Source organism: Psychromonas arctica, assembly GCF_036697365.1.
Taxonomy (GTDB): domain Bacteria; phylum Pseudomonadota; class Gammaproteobacteria; order Enterobacterales; family Psychromonadaceae; genus Psychromonas; species Psychromonas arctica_A.
This window is the reverse complement of sequence record NZ_JBAHZA010000011.1, coordinates 96,495-109,348: the sequence shown is the minus strand read 5'-3', so window position 1 is coordinate 109,348 and position 12,854 is coordinate 96,495. Positions and strand designations below refer to the sequence as shown.

Genomic DNA, 12,854 nt, shown 5'->3' with positions numbered 1-12,854 from the left:
AAAACAGATGCTTAATACATAACGGATACAAAACTTATACGGTTATTTAAAGGCTTTAGGCAAACGAGCATTTGGATCAAGGTATTGAATTTCCTCATACCATTTTTTCCATTGCGGCTCTTTTGCAAACCATTTCGTATAAACAGACTCAGAGGCTGTTTTAAATTCATCAGTATCAGGATAAGTGATCGTTTGTTCTTTATCTTTTTTCACTTGTTCAATGAATTTTGCTTCACGAGCATATTGCCAAGCATCTGTAAGCTCAATTGCTTCATCAGCAATATCCGTTACAATAACTTTTTGCTCATCAGTTAATTTGTCCCATACTTTTGGCGACATAAATAAGATTTTCTGTGTCCACATTTGATTTAAAATTGCATAGCTATCAACCACTTCACTCATTTTAAATATGTCATTACAATAAACTCCTAAATCATCAGCCTCTACCATTCCAGTTTGTAAAGAAGTGTATAATTCCCCCCAATCTGTCGGAGTTACAGTGAAACCAAAGGCTTCATAAATATCTATAAACAGAGGATTTTGCATTGCGCGTAACTTAACGCCTTTTGCATCAGATAAACTATTGATTGGTTCCTTACTGGCAATTGCAAAGCCATTACAATCAGAATATACCCCTAAAGCTTTCATTCCTGTTGCTTTACTTGCTCCAGCCAAAATTTCTTTTACGACACTAGAACTTCTCGCCACTTTATAGTGCTCTAAGCTTTTAAATAAATAAGGTAATTGTAAAAATTGAATATCTTCGTAATAGCCAGCAATATGTCCAGCACTCGTTGCAGCCAAAGCAACAGTACCAGCCTTAGCAAATTCCAACGCTTCCTCTTCAGAGCCAGTTAGCGTTCCAGGATAGATTGAAATTTTTAAATCTCCACCGGTCTTTTCCTCTAATAACGTTTTAAAGGTTTCAGCTAATAACTGATCCGCATCATAAACGTTATTTTGATGGGCAAACTTAAGTCGCATAGAATCAGCCTGAACAACCGGCGATAGCAATAACATAACGCAAGTGGTTGCTAACGTTACTTTTTTAATCACTTTCTTTTTCAATCTCATTATTTATATCCTTATTTAATGTATGTAGATGCATGTTAAATATTCATAAAATATTATTGGCCATTACTTTGTTAAATTGGGTTATGCGATTTTGGCTTTCAGTAAATCCTCTAGTCGGTTACCTGCAGCTTGATTCTCAAGAATTTCCATTACTTTTTCTGCAACAACACTTCCTCCTTCAATAGGCGGTAAACCTCCTTCATAAATATTGGTAATTAATGTGTATTCATAACGAATTTTTTCATGTTCACTGTAAATAGCAGCGGCTTGTCTTGCAGTTTCATCTTTTAACTTTAAAACGAGATAAGCAGACATACTTTTTGAAGAAAGAGCGTCTCCACCAGGTCGCTCACCAGCTAATAAAATAGCGACATTACAATCCAATACATCCGCAATACATTCCGCTAACTTAACGCGCCCAAAATGCGTAACAATCGGTTTCCCTAAAGAGTAATTTCGACTGGCTAATCCATCCATTAAAACAGGAATCATATCTGGGACATTGTGATGAACAGCTTCAGCAGATAAACCATCAGTAATAATAATTTGAACGTCATTGCCTTCAGCAGATAAAGTATCTAAATCAGATTGCGGGAGCTTGGCCCCCACTTCAGGGTTTTTAAGATGTTCGGCATGGTCTTTTGCGGTAGAAACAAATTCTCTAAAATCAAAACCAGTAAATAACTCAGGTTTAAGATGAGAGTGAACGGCTTCTCGTCCTACGGATTGGTTAATTCGAATGACTTCTTGCACTTTATGTGCAGGACGAGGACCAGCATTTTCAAAACCAGGAGCATTAGGAGTTGCTTCATGAAGGCGTTGAAACTCTAAATCACTGCTAATGAACAATCTTGGATTACCCCAGTTAGGGCCTCGTTCAACACTACCATTAGTGTGTTGTATATAAATGCCTTTTTCCACAGCCCACTGTAAGAATTCAGGAGCTGGATTACGGTGGTAAACTTCTCTTAATGTTTGATCATCATGACCTGAATTAACAAAGTGAGCCAACATGCGATCAGTACCTAAATAAATATCCATAAAGAAGTTAGCACCTGCTGCTGTGGCTAATTGAACAGCCATTTGCTGACCTTCTAAATGTGAATTTGAATGCAGGGTATAACTAGGACTAATACCCATTGGTAAGCCCAACAGTTTCCCCATAAAATGATCTTGAAGTGTTGATACCATCAACTCAAAATCATTAAGATGAGTTTCTGGACCAATAAAACCTGTGGCGTTATTGACCATAAAGGGATCATATCTTCTGCATAATCCGTAACACAGAGCCTCACAAGTCGCCATATCCATTCCGTTATGTTTACGGTATGTCATTTCACTACCTTGACCAGTTTCAAAATACATAAACTGTTCTGCAATCTCTTTTAAAGGCCCTTCTTTTTTCATCGTTTCAACAGCTTGGTCTAGAAACTCAACGGTGACATCAAATTCACCCGTTAATGTTTCATCAGTTCCAGCGAAACTTTGGAATAGTATTTCTACTGGTGCACCTTGTTTTAAGGCGGTTAACTGACTCTTAATATGGCCAAGCACACAAATTTGGGTCGGCGCCCCTGTCTCTCGACGTAATTTATCAATGTGCCATAACATGGCAGCTATGTTATCCACAGAACCATCAGAAGGGTTAACCCCAATCAAACAGTCCCCCATTCCCATCGCTAAATCGTTATAAACCATCATTGAAATAGCATCTAAGTTATCTTTAGGGTGGTTAGGCTGCAATCGAAAAGAAAGTGTTTTTGGTGTTCCAATTAAGGTTCTTGCTTTAGTAGGGCGAAATATTTTACCAGGTAGATAAACAAGCTCATGAACGTCCATTAATTTAGTGAGGGCGGAGGCCATAACAGGGGTTAGTGCTAAACCCACAGCGGCTACTCGAGTACCATTACTAGCTAATAAATGATCTTTTAACTCACCTAAAGTCATGCCAGCGATACTTTGAAATAACTCTATATCAATTTCATAACCCGCTCTCATTACTGAATCAACATGGCCATCATCTGTAGTCAGTGGATTATCGTAAATATGCTGTAATGTTAATGATGCGAGGATAGCGCGTGCAGCCTCTCTATCCATGGCATTTTTAGGTGCGAGATTAGTCGTTCGATCACCAGCTTTACTAATATCTGCAGCGCCTAATAGACCTTTAAGACCTTGAAAATAAAAGACTTCATTTAATATTTTAAAAGAATACACTTCCTCAGGGCCTGGAACAGGCACATGGATATCTTTAAGTGGAATAATTTTTTTCATTCAATCAACCTTCAGCGCTAATAAATACCATAAAAAGAAACCGGCACGACACCACGATAGGGACTGCCAATGTTGACAAATTGAGCATTACGATCTGGAATTTCATCAATGATCATGAGTTTTGCAGAGGAGTTCCCCCAATCTGTCGCGTAATTACCTAAAGCCTTGCCAAAATTACCTGGGACAAGAATAACGAGTGGTAAATCAATCGTTAAAGTGGATAAGGTTTGATGTATCTTTTGACCTAGCTCTTTGATTTGCATTAGTGTTGCCGCGATAACTAAATCGTCTTCATCTACAATGGGCAGCATTTGAATACACGCCTTACCACTGCGTTGTGCAACGACCGAAATGGCATTGATTAACTCATCTAAATCACAAGTAATATCAAGACGTGCAACAATGGGCACATCATTTAACGGTAATGCAGATGTATCAGGCAAAAACAAAGTTGCTCCCGATATTTCTGTATTATGTAAAGTAAGTCCATAGACAGTAGCTCTGCCCATATTTTCAGGGCGAACATTAGAGATGTGTTTTGAAAAGTAAGGATCAGCAATGATTTTTTTAGCCAAATCAATACCTAAGTCACCGTAAAAAGTGGTATCAGGCACAGGCTCTTTTTCAGCTAACTTATAAATCAATTCACCAACGCCACCAGAGAAGGTCACTAGCGGCGTTTGAACATCGGAAGAAAACGAGAATGGCGTCTGGCATAAACATTGACCAATGCTAGTTTCAAAAAAATCAGTCTCGCCTAATGTGAGGGCTTTTAATCCCTGTAAATAGAAATTGAGTATTTGATCGAGTAATGCGATTGGTAGAACATCACCAATTTCAATACTCGCATTCAAGTATTTTAATATTGCATAACCATATTCTGAAATGCCAGCTACTTGGTAAGTCCCTGGAATAAATTGAAAATGCCTTGCACCAATATAAAAGCACCCAGTACTTTTAACCTGCCCATTTTGGCCTGCAGCGGGATTAGTTGTGCCTCCTCCAATATCAAGATTAATTAAGGTCTCATGTTTATAGTGGCGAGACAGTAAAGCAACACACCCCATAAAGGCCAACCATGATTCAAGATTAGGATCATCAACCGTTGCTATAACAGCTTGCCCGATACGGGCTTTAATCAACTTAGCAATATGCTCAGCATTATTGCGTAATGCCGCAAGCCCAGTAATAATAACGCCACCGGAAAAAATGTTTTCTCCAGCCTCTAACCAAGTATCTAACAACTTAGCAATCGCATCAGTATCAATTTCAGTCCCTTTGAAAGGGGTAAATTCTACTTTAGAACGATAAATAATCTCAGGCGCAGAAAATGCCATACGCCCCGTTACTGAATTCATTCCTACGCCGGCCACTGCGATCATGGCACTACTCGTCGTAGATCCAAAATCCAAACCGATCATTTTTACTTGTTCTTCTTCACCTTGAACGTTTCCCATTGGTTTATCACCTTGAACAACTTTTGTGCAACTACAATCAAAAGAGATATTCAAAACATTAGCATTAACTATACCAACTAAAAGAAAAGTAATTTACTGGCTCACGGATGGGGAGCTCACAAAGTAGATTAATAATCAATTTTAAAAATATAATAATCAGCAGGTAAACTCGTTTTAAGTTCAGTGCTTTACAGGCGAAAACACCCATTAATGCTGGACTTTGATGAAGTATATGGAAATGAAAAATGCTATTGATTGCGGTGTTAAAACTAATATAAACAGTGGATATAATGGCTTAAATAACGTATTAAAATAACCATGAAAATTGCGTAAAAATGATCAATTAACTATAAAAGTAATCAAACAAAATGGGATAAGCTTATTGAAAAATTGTAAAGAAATGCACTTTAAATGTTCGAAAAAGCACCTTTTTAGGTCGAACTAAAACATAATACTAAATAAAAGACAGGCAAATAGAGTGTAAAAATACAAACAGATCGATAATTTGCGTTATCAACCTGTTCATAACAGTCCCTGCATAAACTACTTATGTTTAACAGGACGTTTCCAGCCGTTAATGTTTCGTTGCTTAGTGCGTGAAATACATAGTGCATTATCAGGTACATTATTTACCACTGTCGTACCGGCTCCAGTAGTTGCACCGTTACCAATAGTCACTGGAGCAACAAGCTGACAATCACTGCCGACAAATACATCGTTACCGATAATGGTTTGATGCTTATTCGCACCGTCATAATTACAAGTGATCACACCAGCACCTACATTAACACCACTGCCTACTTGGCTATCCCCAATGTAACTTAGATGTCCGCACTTAGTGCCTTCGCCTAATGACGACTTCTTCACCTCAACAAAGTTACCAATATGTACTTCGTTTGCTATCTCTGTATCAGGACGAATTCGAGCAAATGGGCCAATTGATGCGTTTTCACCAATTGTTGCGCCTTCAATAATAGAGTTAGCTTTAATCTCTGTATTATCGGCAATGGTGCAGTTAGTTAAGATACAACCTGCACCAATTTTAACGCCATAACCTAGGTTTACTTTACCTTCGATAATAACGTTGATATCAATATCTACATCTTGACCGCAGGTTAACTCACCACGTAAATCAAAACGGCTTGGGTCACGCAGCATTACACCACTCAACAGTAGTTGATTTGCTTTGTCAGCTTGATATGCACGCTCCAGGTTAGCTAGCTGTAAACGGTTATTCACCCCTTCCACTTCAAATGCATTTTCAGGTTGAACCGTTTCAATAGACAAACCTTCTTGATAAGCCATCTGAATAATATCTGTTAAGTAAAACTCACCTGCCGCATTGTCATTTGATAATGCAGGTAACCAGCGATTCAGCGCATCGGCATCGGCAACTAAAATACCTGTGTTAACTTCATTAATCGCCAATTGCTCAGGGTTGGCATCTTTTTGTTCAACAATACCAACAACTTGGCCATTATTGCGCTCGATACGACCGTAACCAGTTGGATCATCCATTTTAATCGTTAATAAACCAATACCGCCAGTAGGCTGTACATCGACTAATTTTGCTAAGGTCGTTTCTGATAATAACGGGACATCACCATAAACAATCAGGATTTTCTCACCTGATTTAAAATGTGGTTGTGCCATTTGCATTGCGTGACCCGTTCCTAACTGCTCAGTTTGTTCAATCCAATTTAAGCGTGCATCTTGAATATTTTGTTTCATGATGTCGCCACCATGCCCATATATTAAGTGAATATTATCCGCACCAATTCCTTTTACTGTATCAATAACATGTTGCACCATCGGCTTGTCAGCAATTTTATGAAGTACTTTAGGTAGGAGAGAGCACATACGAGTGCCTTTGCCAGCAGCAAGAATAACAACACTTAATGACATAATAGAAACCTTAATATCTGAGTAATAAAAGTTTATTTTAACGGAGTTTTGGATAAGAACGTATAAGAAAAGTAGATGAATAAGAGATTAGCCTCAGACAGAGGCTAATTTAAGAAAATTAAGAATAAAAATTAAGTACGTTTAACCGGAAAAGTCATGCAATGAGGTCCACCACCCGTTTTCAAAATTTCTGTGGAATTTAATTCAAATACAGTGAAACCTCTGTCTCTCAGTGCTTGGTTAACCTTGATATTAGTGGCTAATGAAATCACCTTTTTATTACCTAATGCCTGCAGGTTACAAAAGTGCTTAAATACGCCAGCTTCTTCAATCTTAATTAAATCGTAACCTGCATTATCCAAATACTCCTGAAAAGCTGTTGGCAAACCTTCGTAATAAGTGACTGCGGTTTTTTCACCAATAATATTAAAGATCATATCTAAATGCAGATATTCTGGCTTTGATTCTACCGATAGTACGCGGTAACCCAATGGTGCTAATTGTGCTCTAATATTTTCAATACCGACTTCATCGGAACGCTGTAGCACGCCTATCGCTAAGGTTTTATCGTCTAATTGCCAAAAGTCACCACCTTCAACAACACCTTCCTCACACGTCGCAATCACAGGTACGCCCAACTCTCGCATTTTAGCTGCGTATTTTTGTGATTCTTCTTGTCTTACTTTTTCTTTAAAACGACCTAATACATAACCTTCTTTCAGGTTAAAGCCAAAATCACGTGCGAATACTTGGCTGTCTAGGGCTTTAGTTGCTTCTAGCAACTCTACTTTAACACCATTACTTTCATAAATTGATATAAGCTGCTGATGCTCTGCAGCACATTTTTCAAGGTCAATTGCTTGTCCTTGGTCTAGCCAATCTTCGGCTATTTTATTAATAGGGTTCAGGTCAAGATGGGTAGGCGGGCATAATAACACCTGCTTCAATACACCAGTTGCCGATCTAACATAATGTTGAGTCATATAAACTCCCCTTAATCTAACATTAGTCGCGAGTGCGTCGTTTTAAATGAATACCTGCTAACATACAACGTACTGATCCACCAGCGAGTTCAATGGTGGGAATAGAGATTGGCAGTAGTGTTGCTGATTTTTCGATAGTCGCCATTTGCTCTGCTGTTAATACGTCATAAGCTTTTTGTGATAAAGCGAGAACAGATTTACCATCACGATTAGTTAGCTCAAGCGCATTACCTGCAAATTGATCAATTTGCTCAAAACTTAAATCAATGACCTCTCTCCCACTCTCCTCTAGACGTAACTTGATTTCTGCTCGGCGATCTAGATCAACGATCATATTCAAACAAACCATCGCATAATCAGTGCCAATCGCCATCATTACGTTGGTATGGTAAATCGGCGTACCATTTTTATCGGCGCTTTCAAAAGCCATTGGCTCATAGCCAAACGTAGTACAAAACCTTTCTAAACAAATGTCATTTGCACGGTTAGACTTCGCTGTATAAGCAACACGTTCAATATGATCTAAGACCATTGCACCTGTACCTTCCAAGAAAATGTCATCGTACTCTAACCCTGAAAAATCAATTACTGACTGAACGCGATATTCACTTTTTAATAGCTCAATCACATCGTTACGACGCTCTCTTCTTCTACTTGGAGAGTACATAGAATGAATCGCAATATTCCCGCCCGAATGAGTTGAAAGCCAGTTATTTGGAAATACACTATCAGGCGTTTCCTTTTCTCCATAATCGTTAAAAACGTGTACTCTAACTCCATTAGACTCTAGCTTATCCACCATAGAGTCGAACTCTTTTTTAGCTAAACCGCTAATATCCTTATCATCATTATTAGTGATATTTTGGAACGCATTATCACGAGAAGTTTCAGGGTTTGAATAAAAATTCCAAGGGCAGATCATCACTACCGCATTAGGAGATTGAACTAATGACATTATTTACCTCATAAAATACAACAACACCTACAGAGTTATAGAATGTTGGATAGAAATTTTTGTAACCTAGGATGATTAGCCACTTCACCAAAGATATTCTCTGGAATATCGTCAACGAGCAGAGAACCCTCCTCCATAAATAACACACGATCAGCTACCTCATTAGCGAAGCCCATTTCATGTGTTACGACAATCATAGTCATCCCCTCTGCGGCTAACGACTTCATGACATCCAACACTTCTCCAACCATTTCTGGATCAAGTGCTGACGTGGGTTCATCAAATAACATCATGTCAGGCTTCATTGCTAATGCTCTAGCAATCGCAACACGTTGCTGTTGACCGCCTGATAGGTGTGCAGGATAAACATCCATTTTTTCTGCTAAGCCAACCCGTTTTAATAACGCTTGTGCTTCAGTATCTACTTCGCTTTTAGGCAAGTTAGACACTTTAAGTGGCGCTAACATGACATTTTCTTTAACCGTCAAGTGAGGAAAGAGGTTAAAAGATTGGAATACCATGCCGACATTTTCACGTAACTTATTAATATTGGTTCGCTCATCGTACATGTTCACACCATCGACGATGATATCGCCATCGGTAATAGTTTCTAGCTGATTTAGGGTTCTTAGGAAGGTCGATTTACCTGAGCCAGATGGCCCAATAATAACCACTACTTCACCACGCTTGATATTAGTGGTCACTTTTTTCAAAGCATGACAATTATTCGGATAGATTTTGTCGACATTGGCAGTAACCACCATGTCATTACCTTTATATTTCTTAACCATTATTCGCTAACCTCTTTTCAATACGTTGAATAGCCCAAGATAAAGTAGATGTTAGCAATAGATATAAAGCTGCTACCGTAAACCACACTTCAAAAGTAGCAAAACTCCCACTCACAACTTCACGCCCTGCTTTAGTTAAATCAGTAATTGAAATTACCGACACCAATGAAGAATCTTTAATTAAATTAATTAGTTGGCTAGCCATTGGAGGCAATGTACGTTTAAAAGCTTGCGGCAATATGACGTACAACATAGCCTTTGGATAAGTCATACCTAAAGAGCGTGCTGCTTCCATTTGTCCGGGTGAAATAGATTGAATACCAGAGCGTAAAATCTCAGCAACATAAGCACCCGTGAATACTGACAATGCCACAATCCCAGCAGTAAAACGCTCTAAATCAAATACCGTACCGAGGAAGAAATAAACAATAAAAATCTGTACTAATAACGGTGTCCCACGAATTACTTCAACATATAACAGAGAGAAATTTTTACTAAAAGGATTATTAGAAATACGCATTAACGCTGCTACTAATCCAATAAAGAGAGCGAAAAACAGTGAAATAACAGATATTTCAAGGGTAACTAATAAACCTTCAATTAATATCCCCATTCTGACGCTTTCTTGACGAGCTAAAAGGTCACCTTCAAAAACAATATCTCCGTCAGAGACTAAAATTGTATCCGCATTACTGATAACTCGCTCTGGGTTACCATTATCATAAACAATAGTTAGGCTATTGTTATTAATGCTAGCGCTACCATCACCTTGGGCAAGGATATCGACAGGAGAAGTATCAACAATATAGGGTAATACACGATTCCACTGCCAATTATAATTAATCGTTTGCGATGCTGAATAAATACCAGCAGCGATAGCCAAAATAGTAATCACAAACAATATATGCCATTTAAGTCTGTGTGGTTGTTCTTTCATAAAATCACCTAGAAAAGGGAAGGAAAACCAACACTGGTAGTGTTGATTTTTTATCAAATACGTACTGAGAGTCTTATTAACAATGAGATCTAATGTTGCTTAACAAATCGTGTTGTCTAACAAATAGACCTCATTAAAATGCAATAACAGTTATTTAACTTGGCTTAACCAAGCATCACTGTTAAACCATTTATCATAAATGCGTTGGTAAGAACCATCACCTTTAGTTTGTTTTAAGAAGTTATTTAAAAAGTTCAACATATCAGGATCCCCTTGCTTCACAGCCCAACCTAATGGTTCATAAGTGAACGGTTCAAGGATTGCTGCTGTTTTTCCTTTAGTTTGTGCAGCATAGATAGAGATGAAAGGCATATCGTAAACCATCGCATCTGCTTTACCATTCACAACTTCTAAAGCGGCATCTGTTTCTGTTTCAAAGGCATTGTATTTTGCATTGCGTAGCAACTTTTTCACTGATTCTTCACCAGAAGTACCCAATTTACTTGCCACTGTATAATCAGCACTGTTTAAGTCTTTATAACTTAAGATCTTGCCTTCATGTTTTGGATTTAACAGAATTGCTTGACCAACAGTGATATAAGGGTCTGCAAAGTTAACACGCATATTACGCTGAGCAGTGATTGTCATTCCCGCCATAATTACATGGCACTTATTAGTTAACAAAGCAGGAATAATCCCGTCCCATGCGGTATTAACAGGCACATATTTAACGCCCATTTGTTTAGCCATTAATTTACCTAGATCGACATCAAAGCCAATGTAGTTGCCATTTTTTGCTTTCATTTCAAACGGCATATAACCGGCGTCAAAGCAGGCTCTTAACTCCCCAGACTCGCTAATATCATCTAATGTGTTGGCATTAGCAGCCCCCATTGATAAGGCTAATAATGATGCTGCAGAAGCTAACTTGATCAGTTTATTTTTCATGCTTGTAATTCCCTCTATATTTCAACATTGATAAGTAAAATAGGCAGACTGCCTTTGTTGTACTGCTAAACAGATACTAAGTAACAGCAACAAGCGCGCCAAAAAAACAAAAAATAAAAATAGTTATATAATCAACAAAACTTAACCAAAAGTGGTCCTTCACAGCTAAATTTAATGACTAAAGGCGAATTAAAAAGCACATAATTTGAAAATAATTCTATTCAATAAAATACTATTATTTTTTTGTTTTTTAGACCGCCCGATAATGTAGCAAGTGCACTTTCAAAGTGCGTGATACTGTTTATATAAAGACACTGCTATAATTTTTTTGGTTTTATAACAGTGCTAACGAAGAGAAAAATCCAACCTTGGATGCAGATGAGAGTCCCTCTCTTACTTACTTTTATTACTTACTACGTTCGAGCATTAGGCCAAACAGATCTTTAGGATTTTTCATCTCAGGTACTAAGTCAATTTTTTCACCTATTTTTAATTGCAAAGCCTGATCGTAGAGATAACGCAATACAGAAAGATCCTCTAAGGCAAAGCCTACTGAATCAAAGATGGTGATTTGCTGATCGTCTTCACGCCCTTGCTCCTCACCTTTAATTACTTTCCATAAAGGGTTCACTGAATAGTCAGAAGGTAATTGTTGAATGTCGCCTTCTACACGTGTTTGTGGCTCATGCTCTATAAAAATTTTACCAGCCTTTAAAACATCGATATGCAGTTCGGTTTTACCTGGGCAATCACCACCAACACCATTAATGTGCATACCAGGTTCAATCATATCTGGTGTTAAAATAGTTGCGTAGGCTTTATCCGCAGTAACAGTTGTAACAATATCAGCGCCTTTAACACATGCTTTAACTGAAACCGCTTTAATAACCTTTAGTTCCGAGTAAGCGCTTAAATGAGCAACAACTTGATCAACTGCATCAGCATCGATATCAAACAACCTAACTTCTTTAATGCCTACTAAACGATGTAACGCAATCGCTTGAAAAGCACTTTGAGCGCCACAACCAATTAAAGCTAAAGTACTCGAGTCAGATCTTGCTAATGCTTTTGTTGCCATCGCCGATGCTACCGCGGTACGCAATGCAGTAGAAATAGTTAACTCACTAAGTAAACGTGGAAAACCTGTCGCCACATCAGATAATGCGCCAAATGCCATAACAGTAGATAAACCTTGAAGAGGATTACTAGGGTGCCCATTTACATACTTAAATCCATAGTTAACCTGGTCAGCAACTGGCATTAATTCAATAACACCAACATCACTATGAGCTGCTGTTCTTGCTGATTTATCAAACTCCGGCCAACGACAAAAGTCACTTTCCATATACTCTAATAATCCAGACATAAACTGGCTAACACCTAATGTAGCCACTAATTTACTTGCTGCATTTACATCCAAAAATAACGTCATTTTTACTTCCTCTTATGTCTCTACTGCTCACTACATATTTAATGTAAAAAAGTTTAGCAAGCTGTTAAGCCAACAAAAAGACAGAAAAACGTACTAAT

The 12,854-nt window shown here is 38.1% G+C and carries 10 protein-coding genes; all 10 read right to left on the bottom strand.

Features of this window, described 5'->3' with window-relative positions; all coding sequences use genetic code 11:
- Positions 1-42: 42 nt before the first annotated feature.
- Positions 43-1,074 (bottom strand): TRAP transporter substrate-binding protein, encoded by a 1,032-nt coding sequence (locus tag V5290_RS12975; protein ID WP_333386462.1) that lies wholly within the window; start codon positions 1,072-1,074, stop codon positions 43-45.
- Between the two features lie 81 nt (positions 1,075-1,155).
- Positions 1,156-3,348, bottom strand: a complete 2,193-nt coding sequence (gene eutB / locus V5290_RS12970) for an ethanolamine ammonia-lyase subunit EutB (RefSeq protein ID WP_333386459.1) — start codon at positions 3,346-3,348, stop codon at positions 1,156-1,158.
- 17 nt (positions 3,349-3,365) lie between these two features.
- Positions 3,366-4,805 (bottom strand): ethanolamine ammonia-lyase reactivating factor EutA, encoded by a 1,440-nt coding sequence (locus tag V5290_RS12965; protein WP_333386457.1) that lies wholly within the window; start codon positions 4,803-4,805, stop codon positions 3,366-3,368.
- 543 nt (positions 4,806-5,348) lie between these two features.
- The gene (gene glmU / locus V5290_RS12960) at positions 5,349-6,710 is read right to left on the bottom strand and encodes a bifunctional UDP-N-acetylglucosamine diphosphorylase/glucosamine-1-phosphate N-acetyltransferase GlmU (RefSeq protein WP_333386454.1); all 1,362 of its coding nucleotides are present in this window, start codon (positions 6,708-6,710) and stop codon (positions 5,349-5,351) included.
- 131 nt (positions 6,711-6,841) lie between these two features.
- Positions 6,842-7,693: a dimethylarginine dimethylaminohydrolase family protein gene (locus V5290_RS12955; RefSeq protein ID WP_333386451.1), complete on the bottom strand. Its 852-nt coding sequence runs from the start codon at positions 7,691-7,693 to the stop codon at positions 6,842-6,844.
- Between the two features lie 22 nt (positions 7,694-7,715).
- Positions 7,716-8,648, bottom strand: coding sequence for a citrulline utilization hydrolase CtlX (gene ctlX, locus V5290_RS12950; RefSeq protein ID WP_333386448.1), 933 nt, complete (start codon positions 8,646-8,648; stop codon positions 7,716-7,718).
- Positions 8,649-8,683: 35 nt separating this feature from the next.
- Positions 8,684-9,412, bottom strand: a complete 729-nt coding sequence (locus V5290_RS12945; protein WP_333386506.1) for an amino acid ABC transporter ATP-binding protein — start codon at positions 9,410-9,412, stop codon at positions 8,684-8,686.
- Between the two features lie 19 nt (positions 9,413-9,431).
- The gene (locus V5290_RS12940) at positions 9,432-10,376 is read right to left on the bottom strand and encodes an amino acid ABC transporter permease (RefSeq protein WP_333386445.1); all 945 of its coding nucleotides are present in this window, start codon (positions 10,374-10,376) and stop codon (positions 9,432-9,434) included.
- Positions 10,377-10,526: 150 nt separating this feature from the next.
- Entirely contained in the window at positions 10,527-11,324 is a 798-nt protein-coding gene (locus V5290_RS12935) for a transporter substrate-binding domain-containing protein (protein WP_333386442.1), read from the bottom strand.
- 406 nt (positions 11,325-11,730) lie between these two features.
- A complete protein-coding gene (locus tag V5290_RS12930) occupies positions 11,731-12,756 on the bottom strand; it encodes an ornithine cyclodeaminase (RefSeq protein WP_333386440.1) in 1,026 nt (341 codons plus the stop codon).
- Between the last annotated feature and the right edge of the window lie 98 nt (positions 12,757-12,854).